The 23,829-nt window shown below is 66.7% G+C and carries 20 protein-coding genes; 11 read left to right on the forward strand and 9 right to left on the reverse strand.

Going from position 1 to position 23,829, the window contains the following annotated elements:
* Positions 1 to 14: 14 nt before the first annotated feature.
* The 3 genes from GC150_08100 to GC150_08110 are packed head-to-tail and all read right to left on the reverse strand — an operon-like array spanning position 15 to position 2,947.
* Positions 15 to 1,175, reverse strand: a complete 1,161-nt coding sequence (locus tag GC150_08100; GenBank protein MBI1384855.1) for an acyl-CoA dehydrogenase — start codon at positions 1,173 to 1,175, stop codon at positions 15 to 17.
* 29 nt (positions 1,176 to 1,204) lie between these two features.
* A complete protein-coding gene (locus GC150_08105; protein MBI1384856.1) occupies positions 1,205 to 1,729 on the reverse strand; it encodes a hypothetical protein in 525 nt (174 codons plus the stop codon).
* A 3-nt stretch (positions 1,730 to 1,732) separates the two neighbouring features.
* Entirely contained in the window at positions 1,733 to 2,947 is a 1,215-nt protein-coding gene (locus GC150_08110) for a thiolase domain-containing protein (protein ID MBI1384857.1), read from the reverse strand.
* 222 nt (positions 2,948 to 3,169) lie between these two features.
* On the opposite strand from GC150_08110, the gene GC150_08115 reads away from it, so the two are divergent.
* The 4 genes from GC150_08115 to GC150_08130 all read left to right on the forward strand — a co-directional run bounded on the left by GC150_08115 (position 3,170) and on the right by GC150_08130 (position 7,283).
* On the forward strand, positions 3,170 to 4,291 hold the full coding sequence (locus tag GC150_08115; protein MBI1384858.1) for an extracellular solute-binding protein: 1,122 nt from the start codon (positions 3,170 to 3,172) through the stop codon (positions 4,289 to 4,291).
* Between the two features lie 172 nt (positions 4,292 to 4,463).
* Complete coding sequence (locus tag GC150_08120) at positions 4,464 to 5,555, forward strand: ATP-binding cassette domain-containing protein (protein MBI1384859.1); 1,092 nt, start codon at positions 4,464 to 4,466, stop codon at positions 5,553 to 5,555.
* Positions 5,548 to 6,492 carry an ABC transporter permease subunit gene (locus GC150_08125; protein ID MBI1384860.1) on the forward strand — a complete coding sequence of 315 codons (945 nt, stop codon included), beginning with the start codon at positions 5,548 to 5,550 and terminating at the stop codon, positions 6,490 to 6,492. The genes GC150_08120 and GC150_08125 overlap by 8 nt, the downstream gene beginning before the upstream one ends.
* Entirely contained in the window at positions 6,489 to 7,283 is a 795-nt protein-coding gene (locus GC150_08130) for an ABC transporter permease subunit (GenBank protein MBI1384861.1), read from the forward strand. The genes GC150_08125 and GC150_08130 overlap by 4 nt, the downstream gene beginning before the upstream one ends.
* Positions 7,284 to 7,349: 66 nt before the next feature.
* Here the strand turns inward: GC150_08130 and mgtE are convergent, their stop codons facing one another.
* A complete protein-coding gene (gene mgtE / locus GC150_08135) occupies positions 7,350 to 8,741 on the reverse strand; it encodes a magnesium transporter (protein ID MBI1384862.1) in 1,392 nt (463 codons plus the stop codon).
* A gap of 232 nt (positions 8,742 to 8,973) precedes the next feature.
* Here mgtE and GC150_08140 point away from each other — a divergent pair, with 232 nt between their 5' ends.
* Positions 8,974 to 11,187: a polysaccharide deacetylase family protein gene (locus tag GC150_08140; GenBank protein MBI1384863.1), complete on the forward strand. Its 2,214-nt coding sequence runs from the start codon at positions 8,974 to 8,976 to the stop codon at positions 11,185 to 11,187.
* Positions 11,188 to 11,302: 115 nt separating this feature from the next.
* Here the strand turns inward: GC150_08140 and GC150_08145 are convergent, their stop codons facing one another.
* Both GC150_08145 and GC150_08150 read right to left on the reverse strand, forming a co-directional pair.
* The gene (locus GC150_08145; protein MBI1384864.1) at positions 11,303 to 12,547 is read right to left on the reverse strand and encodes a beta-ketoacyl-ACP synthase II; all 1,245 of its coding nucleotides are present in this window, start codon (positions 12,545 to 12,547) and stop codon (positions 11,303 to 11,305) included.
* Between the two features lie 92 nt (positions 12,548 to 12,639).
* On the reverse strand, positions 12,640 to 12,903 hold the full coding sequence (locus GC150_08150; GenBank protein MBI1384865.1) for an acyl carrier protein: 264 nt from the start codon (positions 12,901 to 12,903) through the stop codon (positions 12,640 to 12,642).
* A 356-nt stretch (positions 12,904 to 13,259) separates the two neighbouring features.
* Between GC150_08150 and GC150_08155 the strand changes: the two genes are divergently transcribed.
* The 3 genes from GC150_08155 to GC150_08165 all read left to right on the forward strand — a co-directional run bounded on the left by GC150_08155 (position 13,260) and on the right by GC150_08165 (position 16,024).
* On the forward strand, positions 13,260 to 14,996 hold the full coding sequence (locus GC150_08155; protein ID MBI1384866.1) for an AMP-binding protein: 1,737 nt from the start codon (positions 13,260 to 13,262) through the stop codon (positions 14,994 to 14,996).
* A 76-nt stretch (positions 14,997 to 15,072) separates the two neighbouring features.
* On the forward strand, positions 15,073 to 15,510 hold the full coding sequence (locus tag GC150_08160; protein ID MBI1384867.1) for a MerR family transcriptional regulator: 438 nt from the start codon (positions 15,073 to 15,075) through the stop codon (positions 15,508 to 15,510).
* Between the two features lie 76 nt (positions 15,511 to 15,586).
* Positions 15,587 to 16,024 (forward strand): DUF4399 domain-containing protein, encoded by a 438-nt coding sequence (locus GC150_08165; protein MBI1384868.1) that lies wholly within the window; start codon positions 15,587 to 15,589, stop codon positions 16,022 to 16,024.
* 59 nt (positions 16,025 to 16,083) lie between these two features.
* On the opposite strand, the gene GC150_08170 is transcribed toward GC150_08165, so the two are convergent.
* From GC150_08170 to GC150_08180, 3 genes are all read right to left on the reverse strand, one after another.
* On the reverse strand, positions 16,084 to 17,367 hold the full coding sequence (locus GC150_08170; protein ID MBI1384869.1) for an acetyl-CoA C-acetyltransferase: 1,284 nt from the start codon (positions 17,365 to 17,367) through the stop codon (positions 16,084 to 16,086).
* A 79-nt stretch (positions 17,368 to 17,446) separates the two neighbouring features.
* Positions 17,447 to 19,480 (reverse strand): 3-hydroxyacyl-CoA dehydrogenase, encoded by a 2,034-nt coding sequence (locus GC150_08175; protein MBI1384870.1) that lies wholly within the window; start codon positions 19,478 to 19,480, stop codon positions 17,447 to 17,449.
* Between the two features lie 72 nt (positions 19,481 to 19,552).
* The gene (locus tag GC150_08180; GenBank protein ID MBI1384871.1) at positions 19,553 to 22,057 is read right to left on the reverse strand and encodes an acyl-CoA dehydrogenase; all 2,505 of its coding nucleotides are present in this window, start codon (positions 22,055 to 22,057) and stop codon (positions 19,553 to 19,555) included.
* 390 nt (positions 22,058 to 22,447) lie between these two features.
* On the opposite strand from GC150_08180, the gene GC150_08185 reads away from it, so the two are divergent.
* The 3 genes from GC150_08185 (at position 22,448) to GC150_08195 (ending at position 23,755) form a co-directional block, all read left to right on the forward strand.
* Positions 22,448 to 23,032: a thiosulfate oxidation carrier protein SoxY gene (locus GC150_08185; GenBank protein MBI1384872.1), complete on the forward strand. Its 585-nt coding sequence runs from the start codon at positions 22,448 to 22,450 to the stop codon at positions 23,030 to 23,032.
* 71 nt (positions 23,033 to 23,103) lie between these two features.
* Complete coding sequence (soxZ, locus tag GC150_08190; protein ID MBI1384873.1) at positions 23,104 to 23,427, forward strand: thiosulfate oxidation carrier complex protein SoxZ; 324 nt, start codon at positions 23,104 to 23,106, stop codon at positions 23,425 to 23,427.
* An 85-nt stretch (positions 23,428 to 23,512) separates the two neighbouring features.
* On the forward strand, positions 23,513 to 23,755 hold the full coding sequence (locus GC150_08195; GenBank protein MBI1384874.1) for a CDGSH iron-sulfur domain-containing protein: 243 nt from the start codon (positions 23,513 to 23,515) through the stop codon (positions 23,753 to 23,755).
* The last annotated feature ends 74 nt before the right edge of the window (positions 23,756 to 23,829 follow it).

Genomic DNA, 23,829 nt, shown 5'->3' on the forward strand with positions numbered 1-23,829 from the left:
ATCCCCTCAATTCTTCAGCGTCCGAGATCGCGCAGCAGTGCCTTGGCGAGGATCATGCGCTGAATCTCGCTGGTTCCATCCCAGATTCGCTCGACGCGGGCGTCGCGCCAGATGCGGCCGACCGGGAAATTCGCCATGACACCCATGCCACCCAGGATCTGCACCGCACGGTCGGCGATGCGCCCGAGCGCCTCGGTCGCCGCGATCTTGGCGGCCGCCGCATCCTCGAGGGTGAAACGACCGACGGAGGCTTTCCAGGCCGCCTCGAGGGTGAGCAGTTCGGCCATCCTGAGGTCGAGCGCCATGTCGGCCACCATGAAGGAGACGCCCTGGTTGTCGGCGATCGGGCGGCCGAACTGGCGGCGGTTCGCGGCATGCACACTGGCGATTTCGTAGGCCCGCCGGGCCCGGCCGAGGCACATGGCGGCGACCTGGAGGCGGGTGGCGGCAAGCCAGGTGTTGGCGACCTTGAGCCCCTTGTGCTCGGCGCCGAGGATGGCGCGCGCCGGAACACGGCAATCCTGGAATTCCAGGATCATGTTGTTGTAGCCGGAGTGGCAAATCGAATCGTAGCCCTTGCGCACGGTGAGTCCCGGCGTCGCCTTGTCGACGAGGAACGTCGTGATGAGCCGGCGGCGGCCGCGCGGGCCATCCTCGGCGCCGCTCGCCGCCCAGAGGATGATATAATCGGCGATGTCGGCGCGACTGATGAAGTGCTTGAGGCCGTTGATCACGTAGTCGTCGCCATCCCTGCGGGCCTCGGTGCGCATGGCACGCAGATCGGATCCCGCCTCCGGCTCGGTCAGCGCCAGGCACTCGAGCCGCTCGCCGCGCACCGTCGGGCGCAAATATGCTTCCACCTGCCACCCCTCGCAAGCGCGCAGGATGTTGCTCGGGCGCGCAACGAGGTTCTGGAGACCATAGGAAGCGCGACCGAGCTCGCGATCGACGAGGTTGCAGGTGAATGGATCGAGACCGCCGCCGCCGTGTTCCTCGGGCATGTTGACAGCGTACAATCCGGCGCGCGTTGCCTCGGTTCGAATCTCCTCGATCAACTCGCGCGGCACGTGGCCGAGGCGCTCGACGGCGTCCTCGTGCGGATAGAGGACACGTTCGACGAAGGCGCGCGTCGTGCGGACGATCTCTTCCTGCTCGTGCGACAGCTCGAAGTGCATGCTGATATCCCCTGCCCTGCCGGGCTTGGCTAACGGGCGGGCTCGAACCAGAAAAGCTCCATGGGATGGCCGACCTCGCCCTCGGCCCAGACGACCTCGAGATCGAGGCCATGGACGAGGCGTGCGGGATCGCCGTAGTTGCGGATGCGCTGGAGCAGACTCGTCGCGGCCCCCTCGAGGCGCACGTAGCCGAGAACCAAGTCGTCGGTGCCGCCGTCGGTGGTGGCGGTGTAGGCGCTGCGCACGGCGGCCTCGAGCACGCCGCGGCCAGGCAACTCGACCCAGTTCGTCACGCTCCAATCCTGCGGGCAGACGGTGCGCGGCGGCATCCAGGTGTTGCCGCAGGCCGGGCACCGCGTCGCCATCAGGCGTCGCTGCTCGAGTTCGAGGAAGAAGCGCGAAAGCTTGCCGAGGGAGTGATTGAAGCGGAACTCGAGCGGCATGTCGATCAATTCGACGGAGCGGAAATCACGCCACTCGTCGCTCCCGCCGTCCCCGCCGGATGGAGGTTCGGCGACGAACGAGCGCACCTTGCGTTTGACCGTCGCGGTCATGCTTTACTCCTCACGCTCGAAGATCGTCACCACGTTGAAGCTCGAGGTGCCGCCGTGGATGTCCATGAGGCCGCGGCGCGCGTTCACGACCTGGCGCTCGGGCGGGCATTCGCCGCGCAACTGGCGGAGCACCTCGACCGCCTGGGCGAGGCCCATGGCACCGGGCGGGGCGCCCTGCCCGATGAGCCCGCCGGAGGTGTTGGTCGCGATGGCGCCGCCGAGATCGAAGACGCCAGCCGCCGCGAGCGGTCCGCTCTCGCCGTCGCGGCAGAAGCCGAGAGCCTCGTAGGCCTGAAGCTCGGCGCCCGTATAGGTGTCGGCAACCTCCGCAACATCGATTTGGCGCAGCGGATCGTCGATGCCGGCCATGGCGTAGGCGGCGCGCGCCGCCTCGCGCTTGGCGCGAAAATGCGCGAGCCCGGGGTAGGGCGTCGGGCGATCGCCAAGGCGCACGCGCTCGGTGCCGCAACCGGTGCCGGTGAAGCGCACGCGCGGGCGGTCGCGATAGGCGCGCGAATTCTTGCGCGCCCAGCTCGCTCGCGCGATCACCAGCGCAGCGGCGCCGTCGGCGAGGATCGCGCAGTCGAGGCGCTTGTAGGGCGCGACGGCGAGCGGGGAGGCGAGCACGTCGTCGACAGTGATGCGCATGGGCAGGGCCGCACACGGGTTGGAGCAGGCATTGCGGTGGTTCTTGACCGAGACCGTCGCCATCTGCTCCTCGGTGGTGCCGTAAAGGCGCATGTGCTCGCGCATCATCAGCGCGTAGTAGGCCATGAAAAACCCTCCCGCCGCCATCTCGAAATCGACGTCGCCGGAAAGGGCATAGACCTGACGCACGGTGGAGGCGGAGACCTGGCGGCCGACGGCATCGACGCCGAGCACGAGAATGGCCTCGCAGAGACCACTCGCGACATAGGCGTAGGCCGTTCTGAGCGCACCGCCGCCCGTGCCACCGCCCGCCTCGATGCGGATCGAGGGGCGCGGATTGAGACCGAGCTGGTCCTGCACGACCTGACCGAGGGTGAGCTGGCGGGCGAGTATTTCGCTCTCGTAGGCGACGAGTGTGTGATCGATCGCGAAAGGATCGATTCCCGCATCGGCGACGGCGGCACGCGCGGCCTCGATCACCCAGTCGACTGGTGTTCCGTCCGGACGCTCCTTGGCGAACGCCGAAAGCCCCCCGCCGATCACGACGACGTGGTCATCGTTCAAAGGCATATGTCCGGCTCCCAACCTCGCGCCATCGTGGCGCCCTCCCCACCAGGTCGTCAAGCCCACCGGCGATCGCCGACCGGCAGGACGCCGCGGGCCAGCTCCAAGCCGCGATCGGGGCAAAGATTAGGTTGTACGGACATCGTTGTCGATGCTTATATATCGATGAGCGGCGCAACGAGAAGACAGAGGCCGCGGTTCGGGAAACGTCGAGAAAGGAATTAAATCATGCGTACGAGGATCAGCCGCCGCGACGCGCTCAAAGGTGGCGCGAGCGCCGCCGCCGTGCTCGCCTTTCCGAGCATCGCCCGCGGCGCCAAGCCTTACGAGGGCAAAACTCTCTCCGTATTCACCTATGCGGGATCCTACGAGTCGACGATCAAGACGCACCTCGTGCCGGCGTTCGAGGAACGCACGGGCGCGCGCGTTCGGCTCGATGCCGGCTGGTGGGACATGCTGCCCAAGCTCAAGGCGTCGCCCCCCGGTGAGCCGGTCTACGACGTCGTCATCACCGATCCGACGCAGGGCTTTCCCTCCATCAAGGAAGGCCTCTTCACGCAGATGGATCCTGCCAATGTGCCGAACGCCAAGAAAAGCCCGGTCGGCATGCAGGAGAACTGGATTCAGAAGGAGAATTGGGGTGCCAACCTCGCCGGCTCGGCCATGGTGATGGGTTTCCACACCGAGGCGGTGAGCGACGTGCCGATGCACTGGCACGATCTCCTGCGGGCCGATCTCAAGGGCAAGCTGTCGATGTACGACGCGCCCTACCAGTCGCTCTATGCCTTTGCTCAGATCAAAGCCGGGCAGGCCGGCAATCCGGGCGGGGGTGCGGCCGAACTCGCCAAGAGCGTCGACGACGTGCTCGCTTTCGCCAAGGAGAACAGGGAAATCATTCGCCTCTGGTGGACGTCGACCGGCGACTTCATGGGTAAGCTGCTCGCCAAGGAGATCGCGGGCGGTGTCGTGCACTCGACCGGTCCTTTCGGCGCCGAGGACGAGGGCAAGCCCGTCAAATCGGTTCTGCCGAGCGAGGGCACGGCGATGGTGCACCTCTTCTGGACCTTGACGAAGGGGTCCAAGAACAAGCGCCTCGCCGAGGAGTGGATCAACGAAGCCCTCGCCGACGATTTCATGGTGAAGTGGGGGACGGCCGGCAAGCTCGCGGTGCCGAACCTCGCGGCGGCCGGCCGCGCAGCCACCGAGAGCCCCTTCTACAAGCGGTTCCTGCCGACCGACGCCGAGAGCTGGTCGAAGATCGAATTCTATCCCTACGACACCTATTTCGCCGGCAACAACTGGGAGAAGATCAACGACTTCTGGACGCGCGAGGTGCTCCGCAAGAGCTGACGCGACGGCGACATCAGGCCGCCGGCGCCCTGCGAGGAATGTGGGGCGCCGGGGCAGCGATCCGCAGGCCCACCGATGAACCTTGCGATCTGCACGCGCGGCCGGCGCCTGCCGCGTCCGTGACGCAAGGTAGGGATCGAAAAATTCGACAGGCTCGGAAACAGGCTCGGCAATGGCAGCACGCATTCGCGTCGAGAATCTCATCAAGCGATACGGCGCGGCGACGGCTGTCGACGGTGTCTCGTTCGAGGTCGGAGAGGGAGAGCTGGTGGCGCTGCTCGGCCCTTCCGGATGTGGCAAGACAACGACATTGCGGTGCATCGGCGGCTATGAGACGCCAACCAGCGGCACCATCGAGATCGCCGGACGCTCGGTCACGGAACTGCCCATCCACAAACGCGACATCGGGATGGTATTCCAGAGCTACGCGCTCTTTCCGCACAAGAGCGTGGAGGACAATGTCGGCTTCGCGCTGAAAATGCGGGGCGTGCCGAAGCCGGAGCGCAAGGCACGCACGGCCGAGGCACTCGAACTGGTCGACATGTCCGGCTACGGCACGCGCTATCCCGGCCAACTTTCAGGCGGCCAACGCCAGCGCGTCGCGCTCGCTCGCGCGCTCATCCATCGCCCCGCGATCCTGCTGCTCGATGAGCCGCTCGCCAATCTCGACCGCAAGCTGCGCGAAACGATGCGCGTCGAGATCAAATTGATCCAGGAAAAAGTCGGCATCAGCGCCCTCTTCGTCACGCACGATCAGGAGGAGGCGCTGGTGATGGCGGATCGGATCGCGGTGATGGAGGGCGGGCGCATCCACCAGCTCGGCACGCCGGGCGAAATCTACAACCACCCGGCGACCTCGTTCGTTGCCCGATTCATCGGGGAGACGAATTTTCTCGAGGGACGACTGGAGGGGGACGCCGACGGGCTCGCGGGCCGCGGCCTCGGACGGATCGACATGGGCGATGGCGTCGGCTTCGTGGCGAGCCGGCGGGCCGGCGCCGCTACCGGCGACAAGGCCGCCATTTCCATCCGCCCGGAACGCATCGAAATCGGCGAGCGCGCGCCGGCCGGGGCCGCGAACGTTTCGGCCGGTGAGGTCGTCTTCGTCACCTATCTCGGCTCGAGTGTCAGTTACCGGGTGCGAACGAGGGCAAATCTCGTGCTGCATGTCAGCAAGCCACTGACCAGTGAGCATCCGACATTCGAGGCGGGCAGCCGGGTCGAGACGTGGTGGCCGCCGGAGCGGGGGAGCATCATTGCCTGACCGGGCTGACATCATGCGGCAGGGGCCGCTTGCGCGGGCGCTCGACGGAGGCCGCGCGCTCGTCTCCGGCCTCGCGCGCCGGCCGGCGCTGCTGCTGCTCGCGCCGGCGGTCCTCTTCCTCGTCACGTTCCTGTGTTTTCCCGCCCTCGGGCTTTTGCGCATCAGTCTGGCGGCGAACCCGGGCGGCACGGGCTATGGCGAGGGCACACCGTTCTATCAGCCAGGGACCTGGACACTCGACAACTACGTCCGCTTTTTCTCCGACCCCTATTTCCGCCAGCTCGGGCTCTTCACCATCGAGTTCGGTCTCATCGTCTGCGTGGTCTCGACACTCGTATCCTACGCGCTCGCCTATCAAATCTATCGCTCCCCGCCGTGGCTCAAGAGTGTTCTCCTCCTCGTCGTCATCCTTCCGAAATTCACCAACGTGCTGGTTCTGATGTACGGGCTGCTGGTGGTGTTCGGCACGAGTGGCCTCGTCAACAGCCTGCTCATGGGGCTCGGGCTCATCTCGGAGCCGCTCCCGCTCCTTTTCAATCTCTTCGGGGTGGTGCTCGGCGAGACGGTACTGGTGATGCCGTACTGCGTCCTCCTGATGGTCGCCAACCTGCACGCCATCGACAGCGCACTCGTCGATGCGGCGGAAGGGCTCGGCGCCAGCCGCGCACGGGCCTTCCTCGAAGTCACGCTGCCGCTCTCGATGCCGTCCATCTCGGCCTCGGTGCTGCTTTCTTTCATGTGGGGAGCGGGGGCCTTCGCGGCTCCATACCTCCTCGGCAAGCCGGAACTCTATCCGCTCGCGATCGAGGTCGATCAGCAGGTCAACTGGCGGCTCAACTGGGCCATGGGGGCGGCGGTCGCGTTCGTGCTCATGGCGATCATCATGGTGGTGATGGTGCTGTTGCAGATCATCCAACGCAAGGACAACGCCGCATGACCGCCCGGCTCGCCTGGCTGCTGCTCGTCGTCTTCAACCTCGTGACCATCGCGGTCCTGCTGGTGCCGTTGGTGGTCTCTGTCCTCGTCTCGTTCAATCCGTCGGAACACATCGGCATCCCGGACACCTTCTCGCTCAAGTGGTACCGGGAGTTCTTCGGCGACTGGCAGTGGACCGATGCGCTGCGCTCGAGCCTCTATGTCGCCTTCCTGACGATCGTCATCTCGCTGCCGGTCGGCATGCTGGCGGCGATCGCTTTCACGCGCTATGGCCTCAAGTGGGCCGGCGCGCTCAACCTCGCGATCATGCTGCCGCTGTTCATTCCGCCCGTCGTCATCGGCCTTGGCTCGCTCACCTTCCATCGCTGGATCGGGATCTGGGGAACGCACTTTTCCGTCGCGGCGGCGCACGCGCTCTGGGCGATCCCTCTCGTTTTCGTCGTCCTTCGCACGACGCTCAAGGGCGTCGATCGCTCGCTCGAGGAGGCCGCGGCTGGGCTCGGCGCCAGCCCGCTCGTGGTCTTTCGCGAGGTGACGCTGCCGCTGACCGCGACCGGCGTTCTCGTCGGGGCGCTCTTTGCCTTCATCATCTCGATCAACGAATTCATCATGGCGCTGTTCCTCGGGACGGCCGAGGTCAAGACGCTGCCGGTCGCCATCTGGCCGAAGATCCGCTACCTGCTGACGCCGATCGTGGCGGCGGCCTCGAGCGTCATCATCGTCATCACGGTGCTGCTGCTCGTCATCTGCGCGCGCCTCATGAACATCCGCCGGCTGGTCGAGATGAAATGAGGCGATGGGCGAAGGGGTGTCGTCGCCATTGCCCCGGTCGAGACTTACCGGTCAAGCGTTGCCGGCTCAGACGAGAACCAGGGTTGCAAGGCCAAGGAAAGCAAAAAACCCGATCACGTCCGTGACCGTCGTCACGAATACGCTCGAGGCGATGGCCGGGTCGGCCCCGAGGCGTTCGAGGGCCATGGGTATCAGGATGCCGGCGATGCCGGCAACCAGCATGTTGACCAGCATGGCCGCAGCGATGACGAGGCCGAGCTGATTGGACCCGAACCAGACGATCGCGACGCCGGCCATGATGGCGGCAAAGAGTAGCCCGTTGAGCAATCCAACGACGGCCTCGCGCCAGACGATGCGCCGGGCATTGACGACACTCAGCTCCTTGGTCGCGAGCGCGCGCACCGCGACGGTCATCGTCTGCGTCGCGGCGTTGCCCCCCATCGAGGCGACGATCGGCATCAGCACCGCCAGCGCGACCATCTGCTCGATGGTCGCATCGAAAAGGCCGATCACCAGCGAGGCGAGGACTGCCGTCGCGAGGTTCACGAGGAGCCAAGCGAATCGGCCACGGGCAATGCGGATGACGGTATCGGAAATGGATTCGTCGCCGACGCCGCCGAGCGCCTTGATGTCCTCCTCGGCCTCGCTCTGGATCACTTCCATGACATCGTCGGCGGTGACGACACCGATGAGCCGGCCGTTCTCGTCGACGACCGGCGCCGAGTAGAGGTCGTACCGCTCGAACTGACGGGCGACCTGCTCCTGGTCGAGACCGACCTCGAGGCTCGAGACGTCGTCGTCCATCAGTTCCTGGATGCGGACCGGGCGTTTGGTGCGCAACAGACGGTCGAGCCGGACGGTACCGAGCAGGTGGAAAGTCGGGTCGACCACGTAGATCTCGGTGAACGTCTCCGGCAGGTCCTCGGTATCGCGCATATGGTCGATGGTGTGGCCGACCGTCCAATAGGGAGGCACCGCGATGAACTCCGTCTGCATGAGACGGCCGGCGCTCTCTTCAGGATATTGCAGGCTGCGCTCGATCTGGGCGCGATCGCTCTCGGGAACCTGCGCCAGAACGTCGCTCTGGTCGTCCGCGTCTAGACCGTCCAGCAGGTAGACGGCGTCGTCGGAATCGAGTTCGCGCACAGCGGCGGCGAGTTGATCGTTGGGCAGGTCCTCGACGATCTGGTCGCGGACCGTTTCATCGAGTTCGGCATAGACGTCGAAGTCGAGATGCTCGCCGAGCGTCGAAAAGAGGCGGACGCGCTGGTCCGGCTCCAGGTGTTCCACCAGATCGGCAAGGTCGGCGGCGTGCAACTCTTCGACGGCGGCGCGCAAGCGATCGAGATCGCCGGCCTCGAGGAGGTCGCCAATGCGTGCGACGAAACGGCTGGTAACCGGGCTTTCCTCGGTCGCCGGGCGCACGCTATCGCTGGCGGGGGGCGTTGCCTCGTCCATTGCCGGTGACCCCGTCGACTGTGCTACAGTAGGCCCGCGCCGCACCAGGACGGGGCAATCGGGCGCACTTTGCGTCCCGACGCTCCGCAAGGCTGGCGTCGGGCAGCCGGGGCGACACGTGCGCCGAACGCGACAGTTTTGCAAGAATTTGCGGTGCAATATCCGTGAAATTCTTGCCACCGGGCAACGGGTCGGTGATTCTCACGCGCGCTGCGCCCACCAAGAGGCTTAGATGATGATCAGAGCTTTCTCGCTTCTCGCTCTCGTGGCGACGATCGCGTCACCTGGAGTCGCGGATGCGTGCACTCCCAAGCGCGGGGCCGTACAGATGGGCCGAACCGTGGTGCTGGACACCAGCCAGCCCAGCCACCACGGCTCGATCAACCACGGCGAGACCGGCATCCTGAAAAAGGGCGAGGTGATCATCACCTTCGACGACGGCCCTATCCCTCAGCGCACGCGCCCGATCCTCGACAGCCTCGATCGCCACTGCGTGAAGGCCACGTTCTTTGCGGTGGGCCGCATGGCCATGGCCTATCCGGACACGCTGCGCGAAGTGGTGCGGCGGGGCCACACGCTGGCCGGGCACACCTGGAGCCACGCGAACCTCGGACGCACCGGCCTTTCCGGCGGCCGCAACGAGGTGGAGCGCGGATTTGCGGCGCTCGAGGCGATCACGGGGCGGCCGGCCTCGTCCCTCTTTCGCTTTCCCTACCTTTCGACCTCTCGCGTGCTGCTCGCCGAGCTGACCAAAGCCAACGTCGGCTCCATCTCCGTCGACGTGGTCAGCGGTGACACCGACGGCTACAGCGCCGAAAAGATGCTGCGCGTCACGATGGAGCGCCTCAGGGCGCGCGGCAACGGCATCCTGCTGTTCCACGACATCAAGAAGGAGACCGTGCGGGCCGTCCCGATGATCCTCGATGCGCTCGCCGCCGAGGGCTACAAGGTGGTCCACCTCAAGACCCGCGCGCCCTATCAAGCCCGTGCGGACCTCGTCGCCGAGTACCGCCGCATCCTCGACAAGCGGGCGCCGCTGGTCGCCGATGCCGGAGTGAGCCGGCCGACGCCGACCGTGGCGTTGCCGGTACGCCGGACCACCGTTGCCGCGGTGGCCGAGACCACCGGCGGCGGCTCGTTCTTCTCTTTCGCCTCGGCGAGCATCGCGAGCGAGGGTAGCGAGAGAGCCAAATTGGCACTCGATCGGGAATCGCGCGAGCTGCCAGCGCCGACACGCGCAAGGCCGAAGCCCGGCGAGGTTGCGCGGACCGAAGAAGGCACCGCGGAGGCGGGGACCACCGCCGCCACGGCAACATCCACCGAAGGAACACAAGCCGAGCCAAGCCGTGTCGCGGCGCTCGCGCCGACCGCACCCACGATCACCGACCTACCAGCGCGGCGCCAGCAGACCGCGGCCGCCAGTCCGGCTCGCGTCGATCAGGAGCCCATCGTCGGCTCGCTGCCGCGGCGACGCCCAGCTTCGCCCGACGACCCCTCGTCCGGCATCAAGGCCAACAAGCCGGACGAAGCGGCGGACCGGATGCCCCCGCCCGTGGCGACCGATGCCGACGCCAAACCCGAGTTCGCGGTGGCTCCCGTGGCACCGGCAGCTGCGGCAAAGCACACGCCCGAGGCCGGGTCCGAGGCAACCAACGAGATGCCCGGGATCGAACGCAAGCGGCCCGCAATAGTGCTCGGAAGCCCGACCCTCGAGGTCGCCAAGCCGGCGGACGAAATGCCTGCGGAACCGCTCTCACATGCTAGCGTTCCGGAAAGCGCCGCTCCCTCGGTCGCGACGACACCCGCCGGCAGCACGCCGACCATCGCCGGAGCGCCCGTTGCCGGCGCCAGCGAGGTGGTGCGCTCGGCGAGCGCGCCGGCCACGGCGGGCGCCACGACGTCGGCCACCGAAGGCGCGGCGGCACCAGCCGCTGCGAGTGGTCCCGGTGCACCCGGCGCGGTCGCCCGCAAACCGGCGGGCATCGGCACCGCGGATCCGATGGCGGGGGCCTCCAAGAAGCCGGCTGCCGCGGCGGTGGCACAACCGCCCCGTCAGCAGGGTGCCGGCGAGCGTGTCACCACGGCGCGGCGGACACCCGCCACGACCAATGCCGCGCTGCCCCGAAACGCCCAGCGCGGTGTGAGCGCCGCGACGGCGCCGCAGCCGACGGCACCGGACGTGGCAACGACGCGTGCCGCGAAGGCGACGGCGGCCTTGCGGCGCAAGCGGGCGGAGGCCCTGCGGCGAGCCGCGCTTCAAGCTGAACAGGAGCAACTTCGCCGGGCTTCGGCCGCGATCGAGGCGCGCAGGCGCGCCGCGGCCGCAGCCGCCCAGGCGGAACTGGCCAAGCCGCCGGTCGCATCGGCCCCCGCGTCCGCACCGACGGGCGGCGGCCAGACCGAATTGCAGAAGATCTGGCAGCGCGAGCCGTTCAGGACGCGCTAGGAGCGCCGCAATCGATCGTGCTGCAACGGGCGCACGGCCTCAGGCCGGCGCCCTGACAGCGCGCGGGCGGGCCACGGGGATCGCGCCAACCGCCTCGGCCTTCAACCTGCTGGCCTCAGACGGGAGCGGGACCGAAGGCGAGGACGGCATTCAGCCCACCGAAGGCAAAGGAGTTCGACAGCGCGTGCGTCACCTGCCGCCGGCGCCCGACGTTCGGCGTGTAGTCGAGATCGCACTGCGGATCGGCCTCCGCGAGGTTGATGGTCGCGGGCACGAAGCCCTCGGCGATCGCCTTGAGGCAGGCCACCGCCTCGATGCCACCGCCGGCACCCAGCAGATGACCGTGCATCGATTTCGTCGATGATACCGACAAATCCATCGCCGCCGGGCCGAAGACCTCGCGGATGGCACGGGTCTCGTTCAGATCGTTGACGGTCGTCGCGGTGCCATGCGCATTGACGTACTGGACGTCGGACGGGGCGAGGCCCGCGTCGGCGAGGGCGAGGCGCATGGCCTCCTTGGGCCCCTCGATGTCCGGGTTGACCATGTCCTTGGCATCGGAGGTCATGCCGAAGCCGAGCACCTCGCCGAGGATCGTCGCGCCGCGCGCCTTGGCGCGCTCGAGTTCCTCGAGCACGAGGAGGCCGGCGCCTTCCGCCAACACCGTGCCGTTGCGCTTCTTGGAAAACGGAAAGCAGCCCTCGGGCGAGAGCACACGCATCGCCTGCCAGGCGCGCATGGTTCCGAAGTTGAGGACCGACTCCGAGGCCCCTCCGATACCAACGTCGACGAGGCCATCGCGAATGAAGCCGAAGAGGAGGCCGATAGCGTGAGCAGCCGTCGAACAGGCGCTGACGGTGCCGAAAGTCGGCCCCTTGATGCCATACTCGATGCCGACGTGCGCGGCCGCCGACGAGCCGATGATGCGCAGCAGGGTCAGCGGGTGGGTCGCCTTCTTCTTCAGGATGAAGAGGTCCCGATAGGCCGTCTCGAACGTCACCAGGCCGCCGGCGCCGGACCCGATGATGCAGGCCGCGCGATGACCGTCCTCGAGTGGCCCCTCGAGGCCGGCCATGGAGAACGCCTCCATGGCGGCGACGCCAGCGAAATGCGAATAGCGGTCGGCGTGGGGCAGGACCTTGTCACGCTTCAGCGCCTGGAAGGTCGGCTTGGGGTCGAAATCCTTCACTTCACCGGCGATGGTGATGTAGAGGTCCTCGGTGTCGAAGTTGGTAATGGGGCCGATGCCGCAGGCCCCGGCCTGCATGGCCTGCCAATAGTTCTCGACGCCAACACCGATCGGGCTGACGACGCCCATGCCGGTGACCACGACGCGCCGCCGTGCCCTGTTCGATGTCATGCCGGCCTCCTCGGATTGCGAGACGCTGCCCGCCCCACCACGCCGCCCTGGGGGACGGAGCGCTACCGGAGCGACCGGCTCCCGTCATTCAACTAGGCGGCGGCGCCGCCAGGACTTTCGACGAGGGCCCGAACACGCTCCACCACACTGCCAACGGTCTTGAAGTCCTCGACTTCCTCGTTGGCGTTGTAGGGGATCTCGATCTGGAAGGTGTCCTCGAGGTCGAACACGATCATGGCGAGGTCGAGCGACTCGATCTCCAGCTCGTCGAGCTTGGTCTCCATGGTGATGTTCTTGTCCGGCGCCTTCATGTGCTTTCGCAGGATCTCGACGATCTTCGTGGCTACGTCGTCCATTGCCAGCTCCTCGATCAACAGTGCCGAAGGCACCTGCCGCCATCCCCGCGCCGCCGCGCGCCGCGCCAACGGCGCCCGCCGTCACTGCTGGTGCTAAAGCGCGCGGCACCGGTGGGCAAGGACTGTGCGCCGATATACCCAAATTTGGACCCTGTCGAGGTGGCGCTGAAGACCGGCGCGGCGCCGCGCACTGACTGGAGGCCGGCTGGGTGACCTAGACTTTTGGACTAGATTGACGCAAAGGTTAGGTTCTGGCGCGCCATGGCCCGCCGGCAGCCGGCGCAGTGCGAAATCCGCATGCCCGACGATCGGCGAGCAAAGAGCAAATAAACCGTGCGCGGGTGGGAGGACGAAGCATGAACGACTCTGCAAGCGGCAACGCGCCCGGTCCCGGTGCCGCCAGCACCGCGACGATGCCGTGGCTCGCTCACTATCCGGCCAGTGTCGAGTGGAAGGCACCGCTCGCGCAGCACCCCATGCACGAGTTGCTCGAGCACGCCGCTCGCCGGTTCCCCAAGAACACCTGCACGAACTTCCTCGGTGCGACGATCACCTACGAGGACATGCTCCGGCATTCGGACAAGGCGGCCAAGGGACTGGCGGCGGCCGGCGTCACCAGGGGCACGAAGGTCGGCCTCTTCCTGCCGAACTCGCCGACCTTCATCGCCTACTACTATGCCATCCTCAAGCTCGGCGCCGTGGTCGTGAATTACAATCCGCTCTATACGGTCGAGGAACTCGCCTACCAGGTCAAGGACAGCGAAACCGAGATCATGGTGACACTCGACCTCGCCGTCCTGTTCGGGAAGGTCGCCGAACTCATCGAGACCGGGGCGCTGAAGCGGGCCGTCATCGCGCATTTTCCCGCCCTGCTGCCAGGCTTGAAATCGGCGCTCTTCAAGCTTCTCAAGAGCAAGGACCTCGCCCGCCCCCGTACCTCGGCCGTGGCCGATCGCCTGCTCTTCGACGACGCCCTGACGGACAACGACGGAAAGCTTTCCCCGGTTGCAATCGATCCAGCCAACGACATCGCCGTGCTGCAGTACACGGGCGGCACGACGGGGACGCCGAAGGGCGCGATGCTGACGCACGCCAACCTTTCCGCGAACATCTCGCAGATGACGCACTGGGCGCCGGACCTCGTCGACGGAAAGGAAAAGGTGTTCGGGGCGCTGCCGTTCTTTCACGTCTTCGCGATGACGACGGTGATGAACTTCGGAATTGCGCGGGCGGCCGAGATCGTGATGATGCCGCGGTTCATGCTCGACGATGGCCTCAAGCTCATCGCCAAGACGCGCCCGAGCATCATGCCGGGTGTGCCGACACTCTACAACGCGCTGATGAACCATCCGAAAATCAAAAACTACGACCTCAGCTCGCTCAAGATGTGCATCTCCGGCGGGGCGCCGCTGCCGATCGAGGTCAAGCGCGGCTTCGAGGCGATGACCGGCTGCAAGCTGGTGGAGGGATACGGCCTTTCGGAGACCTCGCCGGTGGCCACCTGCAATCCGATCGGCGGCATCGTAAAGGAGGGCTCCATCGGGCAGCCTGTTCCGGGAACCAAAATAACGATCCGCGAGATCGGGAACTCCGCGAACATCCTGGCGATCGGGGAGAAGGGGGAGATCTGTATCGAGGGGCCGCAGGTCATGAAGGGCTACTGGAAGCGCCCCGACGAGACAGCGGACGTCATGGTGGGGGCGGCGCTGCGGACGGGCGACGTCGGCTACATGGACGAACAGGGCTTCACGTTCATCGTCGACCGCCTCAAGGACCTCATCATCTGCTCGGGCTACAACGTCTATCCGCGCCGCGTGGAAGAGGCGATCTATGAGTTCCCGGCAGTCGAGGAGGTGACAGTCATCGGCATTCCGGACGACTACCGGGGCGAGGCGCCGAAGGCCTTCATAAAGCTTCGCAAGGGCAAGACCGCAACCACGGAAGAAATCCTGAAATTCCTCGAGAAGAAGCTCTCCAAGATCGAGATGCCGGCGGAGATCGAGTTCCGCGACGAACTGCCCAAGACGATGATCGGAAAACTCTCCAAGAAGGAGTTGAAACAGGAGGAGGCCGGGCGACGCACCAGGAGTTGAGCCGAAGAGGCAAGGGGCGCCTCGGCGCGCCGACACCAGCGGACACGAGCAGCAAAAAGCATACACCGAGCAGGACATGAGCAAGTCGAGCGAGCCCCGTGCGCCAGCGGGGCCTGCGGACGCTCACGAGGAGCGCTACAGCATCGGCCAACTCGCCGACGACCTCAGCGTGACGACACGGGCGATCCGTTTCTATGAATCCCGCGGCCTGCTCTCACCGGGCCGGCAATCGGGCGCGCGCTTCTACGGGCGGCGGGACAGGGCACGCCTCATGCTCATCCTGCGCGGCAAGCGCCTCGGGTTCACGCTGGAGGAAATCGGGGAATTCCTCGATCTCTACGATGCCGACCCGACCCAGAAGTTGCAGCTGCAGCATCTGCTCGCAAAGGTCGATGCGGCGATCGCCGACCTCGGGAGCAAACTGGCCGATATCACGCGCACACTCGGCGAACTCGAGGACGTGCGCACCAAGGTCGTCGAAGCGCTGCACGAGCCGGATCAGGCTGCCCGGTAGGCGAGGCGCGAGGCGATCCGCACGGCAGCGGAACTGCAATTGCCGACCAGGTGGAACCAGGGAAAGGAACCGGAACATGCGTGCATGGCAACGAATTCTCGGTCTCAGCCTGATCCTGACGGGTGCAGCGGCACTCACCGCGACCGCCGACGACAGGACGCCGGCGCCCGAGGGCGCAAGCGTCTACTTCATCGGACTGGCCGACGGAGATACCGTGACAAGCCCGCTCGTCATCCGTTTCGGGCTCAAGGGCATGGGAGTGGCACCGGCCGGTGTCGAGAAGGAAAAGACCGGGCACCATCATCTCATCATCGATGAGACGGTCGAGGGAGACGAACTGCTCGAATCCCTGCCCGCCGACGACAATCACAAGCATTTCGGCGGAGGTCAGACGGAGGCGACGATCACCCTCGCCTCGGGCCGACACACACTGCAGCTCGTGGTCGGCGACCACAACCACATCCCGCACAATCCACCGATCATGTCGGAACGGATCACGATAACCGTGAAATGACCTCAGTTGCGGGCGACCGCCGCCGCTCGCAGCGGCGGCGGCTGCGCTTCCTGCCGCCTTCAGCCCGCCGCCTCCATGATCGCGGCAACGCCCATGCCGCCTGCCGTGCACACCGATATGAGTCCGCGACCGGAGCCCTTGGCGGCCAGCAGTTTGGCGAGCACGGCGATGATTCGCCCGCCGGTCGCCGCGAAGGGATGACCGACGGCAACGCTCGAGCCCTTGACATTGAGCCGCGCGCGATCGATCGCGCCGAGCGGGGCGGACCTGCCTAGCGTCTCGCGGCAGAATTTCTCGTCCTCCCACGCCTTCAGAGTGCACAGCACCTGGGCGGCGAACGCCTCGTGGATCTCGTAGAAATCGAAGTCCTGGAGGGACAGGCCGGTGCGCTCGAGCAGCCGGGCGACGGCGATCGTAGGCGCCATCAGGAGGCCTTTGCCGGCGACGAAATCGATCCCCGCATGCTGGCCGGCAGAGAGGTAGGCGAGCACCGGCAGGCCGCGTGCCTTGGCCCAGGCCTCGCTGGCGAGAAGGACAGCGGAGGCACCATCGGTGAGCGGCGTCGAATTGGCGGCGGTCAGCGTGCCTTTTTCTCCACGCTCGAAGACCGGTTTCAGTTCGGCGAGCCGCTCGAGCGAGATGTCGTCGCGTAGGTTGTTGTCCCGTGTCACGCCGGCGCAAGGAACGAGCAAATCGTCCATGAAACCATCACGGTAGGCGGCGCTCGCCTTGGTATGACTTTCGAAGGCGAGGAGGTCCTGTTCTTCGCGCCCAATGCCCCACTCCTGCGCCATCAACTCGCAGTGCTGGCCCATCGAAAGTCCGGTGCGCGGCTCGCCGTTACTGGGCGGCTCGGGCGCCAACTCGCCGAAACCGAAGCCCTTCAGGGCGCGCATTTTCGCGCCGAAGCCCTTGGCCCGCTGCAGGGCGATGAGGCGCTGTGCGAAGCGGCGCTGGAAGACGATCGGGGCATCGCTCGTGGTGTCGGTGCCGCAGGCGATCGCGCACTCGATCTCTCCCGTGGCGATTTTCGCCATCGAGCCGAGCGCGGCCTGGAGGCTCGTGCCGCAGGCCTGCATCAGCGTGACGCCCGGCGTTCCGGGATCGAGGGAGGTCGAGAGAACCGCCTCGCGCGTCAGGTTCCAGTCCTTGGCGTGGCCGATGATGGCGCCGCCGACTACCTCGTCGATGAGTTCACCCGAGAGCGAAAAGCGCTCGACGAGGCCCTCGAGGGAAACCGCGAGCATGTCGAGGTTCGAGAGATCGCCATAAAGCGAATTCGAGCGGCAGAACGGAATACGCATGCCACCGACGACGGCGACGCGCCGCAGTTCTCTTTGCATCGTCCTCAACGCCCCGCCTCCGTTCCCTCAGCTCCCGTGCCGCCCTCGTACCGCAACCTGCCGCAGTCCGCCCGAGGCTTCATGCGGCCTCCGAGCGAATCCGGGCGTGGCGCCAGTCGCCGGTCGCCCGGTAGTGCAGCGGTCCGCCACGGAAAGGAGCAAAACCAGTGCCGAAGACGACGCCGGCATCGACCATGTCGCCGTCCGCAACCACACCCTCCTCGAGGCACTTCTCGCACTCGTCGATGAGCGGAGCGATCAATTCGCGTCCCAGCACCTGGAGTTCGGCGGTCTCGAAGTCGATCTTTCCCTTCTTCGGCTTGCCGTCCTTCCAGACGTAGAAGCCCTCGCCCGTCTTCTTGCCGAGCTTGCCGGCCGCGACGAGCCGAGCGGCCTTCGATTCCGGTCCGCCCGTCTCGAGGCCGAGGATCTCGCCGACGTGCATGCAGATGTCGAGCCCGACCTGATCGGCAAGTTCGAGCGGGCCCATCGGCATGCCGAAAACGCGGGCGGCCTCGTCGATGCGCTCGCGCTCGTCGCCCCGCTCGAAGCGCTGCATGGCGCCGAGCATGTATGGGGCGAGGACACGGTTGACGAGGAACCCCGGCGTCGACTTCGTGACGAGGGGGAATTTCCCGATCGCCGTCACGAAGGCGCAGCCCCGCCCGATGTCGACGTCGCGCGAGAGCGGGCTGCGCACCACCTCGACGAGGGGGAGCTGGGGAACCGGGTTGAAGAAGTGGAGCCCGATCAGGCGCGCGGGGTCGACAAGGCCGGCGGCGATCTTCTCGATCGGCAGCGAAGATGTGTTGCTCGCCATGATGGCGCCGGGCTTCATGCGCGGCTCGAGGGAGGCGAACAGCTGTTGCTTGGGCTCGAGGCGCTCGACGATCGCCTCTATGACGACGTCGGCGCGCTCGACGCCGTTGCCCGCGCCATCGAGTTCGAGGCGGGACTCGGCGGCCTTGCGCTCGCCGGAGCGACGGAAGCGCTTGGCGAAATGGGCGTAGGCGCGCGTGCGGGCGGCCTCGAGCGCATCGCTCGAGAGATCCTGGAGCGTTACGGCCAGTCCCTGTGCCACGCAGTGGGCGGCAATGTCGGCCCCCATCGTACCGGCGCCGATGACGTGCACTCGGCGAACCGGCTCGGCGGACTTGGGGGCCTGTTCCTTGAGGAGTTCGGACAGGCGGAAAACGCGGCGGAGCGCGCGCGCCTGGGGGCTCACCATCAACGGGGCGAAGGCTCGCGTCTCGGCCGCCTTCATGCGGGTGAGATCACCACCGAACTGCTCGAACAGATCGATGAGGGCGAAGGGCGCCGGATAATGCTCCTTGCGCGCCTTCTCGGCGGTCGCTGCCCGCATGCGCTTGACCAGCATGCCGCGGATCGGCGACTGGCGCATCAGCGCGTGCAGGCGCTTTTCCCGCCGCGGGCGGATGCCGCGAAGGATCGCCTTGCGGGCCGCCCAGCGCAGCCGGTCGGGACTGGCAACGAGCTGATCGACCAGCCCCATGGCACGGGCGGCCTCGGGGCGGAGCATGCGCCCCGTCAGCATCATCTCCATGGCTGCCGGGGCACCTGCGAGGCGGATCGAGCGGACAGTGCCATTGAGACCCGGAAAAATGCCGAGCTTGACCTCCGGCAGCCCGAGGCGAGTCGTCTCGGCACGGTCGGCGATGCGGTATTGGCAGGCCATCGCGAGTTCCAGGCCGCCGCCGAGGCAGTAACCCGAGATCGCCGCGACGATCGGCACGCGCGAGCGTTCGATCCGATCGAGCTCTGCGGTCGCCCGGGAAACTTCGTGGGCAACGGCGGTCTCACTCGAATAACCGTCGAACTCGCGGATATCGGCGCCGGAAATGAAGCTGCGCGGCTTGGCGGACGCGATGACGAGCCCCTTGACGCGGCCCGTGCCGGCTGTCTCATCGAGGTTGGCGAGGATGAGGGCGAGTTCCTCCGTCGGACGCCGGCCGAGCGTGTTGGCGCTTTCGCCCGCGCGATCGAAGATCGCCCAGGCGATGCCGTCCATGTCGATATAATAACGCCAGTCCTGCAATTCGCCGATCGGATGCTCGAAGGCCCCAAGCGGGTCCCAGCGTGCCTTGGTCGACATAATTCCTCCCCGCTACGGGCGTCCCTGCCCGCCGTCCCGTCGTCGCATCCGGCCGGACATGCACCGCCCCGGCTACTCGGCAGCCTTCACGATACCGGCACCCGGCCTCGCTTCGCCATGGCCATAGGCGGGCACCAGTTCGGCCGGCGTGAACTGGTCGACGGCGATGACCCGTTGGACGAGACCGTCGACCTCGCGCAGTTGCTCGCCCTCCGCGCCCGTGAGGATGGCCTTGGCAACCGCCTCGGCGATCCAGTCGTGCCCGTGGAAGCGACGCACCTTGCCCTCGCGGATCGCCTTTTCGAGTTTGCGCTCGACGGCTTCAGCGGCCACCACCTTCGGCAGCGCGATCTCGAGCAGGCCCATGGGATCGCTCGCGCTCGTCGAGATGAAAATGTCGCGGGTCAGGCGGTCGCGCACGGCGCCCGGCTCCAGCACGAGACTCGCGACATGCCGGCCGAGCGTATCGGCGGCCGGGCGGTAGGCCCCGCCCATGGTGAAAGCGCAGAGCCGCATCAACCAGCGCGCGGGGGCGACTGGGAAATTCTCGACTGCCCCATAGAGCTGCTCCTCGAAGCGGTCGAGACAGTTCTGGGCGCAGAGCGCGACGATGGCACGGTCGACCTCGGGTCGGCCGTCGTCCTCGTAGCGCTTGAGGACGCAGGAGAGGAGATAGAGCTCGCTCAGCGCGTCGGCCATCCGCCCGGTGATGCGCTGGCGCGACTTCAGGCCGCCGCCGAGAAGCGCCACGGAAAGATCGGCGACGAGGGCGAAGTTCCGGCTCGCGCGGGCGAGCTGGCGATACCAGTGGGCGTGCTCGCCAGCGCCTTCGGGAGCCGAAAGGAAGCGCCCACCCGTCAGGTTGTTCCAGAGGCTGGCCGCGACGTTCGAAACGGCAAAGGAGACGTGCGAGAGGAACGCCTTCTCGAAGGCGGCAAGGCCCTTGGTGCCGTCCGCTTCCTGGAGAGCGGAGATTTCCGCGTAGAGGTAGGGGTGACTGCGCAGGGCGCCCTGGGCGAAGGTGATGAGCGAACGCGTCAGGATGTTCGCTCCTTCGACCGTGATGCCGACCGGGATCATCTGGTAGGCGCCGAAGAGATAGTTGGTCGGTCCGTCACAGACGGCGCGTCCGGCATGCACGTCCATGGCGTCGGCGACCGCCTGGCGCATGCGCTCTGTCGCCTGATACTTCATGAGCGCGCTGATGACGGCGGGCTTTTCGCCGCGCGAGACCATCGCGGCCGTCGCCGCACGCGCCGCCTCGACGGTGTAGGCGTGCTCGACGAGGCGTGCGATGCGCTCGTCGATGCCTTCCATGCGGCCGATCGCGATGCCGAACTGCTTGCGGATACGGGCATAAGCGGACGTCGTGCGCAGCATCGTCTTGATGCCAGCGGTGGACGAGGAGGGCAGCGAGATCGCGCGCCCGGCCGAGAGACACTCCATCAGCATGCGCCAGCCCTGGCCGGCCATCGCCTTGCCGCCGATGATCCAGTCGATGGGAATGAAAATGCCGCTGCCCGAGATCGGACCGTTCGGCCAGCCGCCCTGGGCCGGCAGGTGGCGGTTGCCGATGACGAGGCCCGGATGACCGGCGGGAACGAGGGCGACCGTGATCCCGATCTCGTCGCGCTCGCCGATGAGGTGCTCGGGATCATGGAGACGGAAGGCGAGACCGACGAGTGTGGCGACCGGCGCGAGCGTGATGTAGCGCTTGTCGATGTCGAGGCGGATGCCGAGCACCTCCCGGCCGTCGTGCATGCCGCGCGTCACGACGCCGATGTCGCGCATGGTCGCGGCATCGGAGCCACTGTTGGGACCGGTGAGACCGAAGCACGGGATCTCGTCGCCCCTGGCGAGGCGCGGGAGATAATATTCCTTCTGGTGATCCGTTCCGTACTTCTCGATGAGCTCGCCGGGGCCGAGCGAGTTGGGCACCATGACGATGGTGGCGACATCCGGCGAACGCGAGGAGACCTTGCCGAGGATCAGGGACTGGGCCTGGGCGGAAAAGCCGAGGCCGCCGTGCGCCTTGGAGATCAGCATACCAAGGAAGCCGTGGCGCTTGACGAAGGACCAGATCTCGTCGGGGATCTCCCTCCGATGGTGACGGATCTGCCAGTCGTCCACCATCTTGCAGAGTTCCTCGGTCGGCCCCTCGAGGAAGGCGCGCTCCTCGTCGGTCAGCACGACGCCCGGCACGGCACGCAACTCGCGCCAGTCGGGCGTGCCGGAAAAGAGCTGGGCGTCCCAGCCGATCGTGCCGGCCTGAAGTGCTTCCTGCTCGGTCTCGGAGACCTTGGGCAGGATGCGCCGCACGGCGGAAAACGCCGGACGCACGATAAGCGCGCGGCGGATGGCGGGAACCGAAAGGAGGGCGAGGACAGCGGCCGGCAACCAGCCGAGCAGCGAGAGGCCCGTCAGGCTCGGCAACGTGAGCGCGCCTGCCGTGACGCCGGATTGCACAAGCAGCGTGACCAAGGCAGCGAACCCCGCCCAGACCACGAGGCGCGCGCGGTGGATGGCGAGAGCGAAGGCCAGTGCGGCGACCAAGAGCACGAAAAGAAAGGCTGCCATCACCATCTCCCTTGGTCGTTCGTTTCGGGCGCGCCGAAGGGCGCCTCGCAGAGCGCCGCATTGCAGCCCAACGCTGCGAAAGTAGCAACGGTTGACGTTTACGTCAAACCTCGCCCGGTGGCGCGCGCCGGTCAGATTGTCGTGATCTTCGTATAGGCCGCCAGCAGGCTCGGCTTTTCACGACCATGGCGACTCGCGTATCCTTCGAGTTGCATCTATCGTGCGCGGCAAACGTGCGCAAAGTGGGTCCAAGGCCACCGAACAGGCCGCCGACGAGCGCCGCCGGTGCCCTTCGAATGACGGGTTCGGACTTGAGCAGAGGCCATCTCTTGGCTAACAGCAGAGCCAAGAGATCGCGAGAAGCGATGCCATGACGGGGACAGGGCACCAATGACAGATGACCGCCGGAGCCGCGATCAACGAGGTGTTCGCCCCGACAGCCATCCGTGTCCCGAACAAGTCGCTCATGGCGATGGTCCACGCTTCGAGGCCCGTTCACCACTTCTCACCACCACGCGACGCACGTTCCTCGTCGCCGCCGGCGCGGCGGTGCTCGCGGCCCGCTGGCTACCGTTCGCCGCCATTCCGGCGCAAGCGGCCGAGCGCGTCACCTGGGAAGACGCCATGAAGGCGCTCATCGGGGAGGTGGTGCCGGCACCCGGGCGTATCGCCCTGCAGATGCCGGAGCAGGATGTCGGCGGTGAAATGGTGCCGTTCACCGTTTCCGTCGACAGTCGCATGCTCGAGTCGGACTACGTGAAATCCGTGCATGTCTTTGCGACGGACAACCCGCGACCCGAAGTCGCCAGTTTCTTCTTTTCACCGCTCGCCGGGCGGGCGGCCGCGAGCAGTCGAATGCGGCTGGTGACGACGCAAGAGGTGGTGGCGGTGGCCGAGATGAGCGACGGCTCGGTATTTCTCGGCCGGCGACGCGTGGTCATCCTGCCGGCGGTCGCGCAGGCAGGCTTCAACTGAGCGTCACGGCCGCGAGATCGCGCCGGCGTCCCGGGCGCGGCCGCGAGCGGGACGGCTGAACATGGAGGTGGATGGTGCGACCGCGGGTGGAGCTGCCGAGCCGGATACGCGTCGGCGACGTCGTCGAGGTCAAGACACTCATTCCGCATGAGATGGAGTCCGGCCTCAGGCGAGACAAGACGAGCGGAAAGCCCATTCCGCGCCTCATCGTGCACAGCATGGTCGCGCAATACAACGGCCGGGAGGTGTTCAGCACCCGTTTGCACGGCGCGATTGCGAGCAACCCCTACATCGCCTTCTACATGAAGATCACGGGGCAAGGCGATCTGGTGGTGACCTGGATCGACGATGCCCAGAAAACCTGGCGCGTGCGGCGCCGTATCGAGGTGGCTTGACGGGCCCAGCCATTGCCAAGGCCGGCCTAAGGCGCGGGATGGCGAGTAGTGGAGCCGGAAGGGCCTTGGCAAGAGGACAAGCGTGATGACCGACGAACCCCAATCGGCACAAATGGGCCCCTACATGGTCGAGCTGGAGGCCGGAAAGCGCTATTTCTTCTGCTCCTGCGGGCGCTCCGCGAGCCAGCCGTTCTGCGACGGCTCACACAAGGGGACCTCGTTGCAGCCCCTCGCGTTCACGCCCGAGCAGAGTGGCATGTTCAATCTCTGCGGCTGCAAGCAGTCCGATACGCCGCCGTTCTGCGACGGCTCGCACAATCTCTATTAGCCCTTCCGGCACCGGCCTGGCGAGCGCTTGCGGAACCGCACCAATGGGCGGCTGCCCTCGCCACCGTGACGTCA

The sequence above is a fragment of the Hyphomicrobiales bacterium genome (assembly GCA_016125495.1).
In the GTDB taxonomy this organism is placed as follows: Bacteria; Pseudomonadota; Alphaproteobacteria; order Rhizobiales; family RI-29; genus RI-29.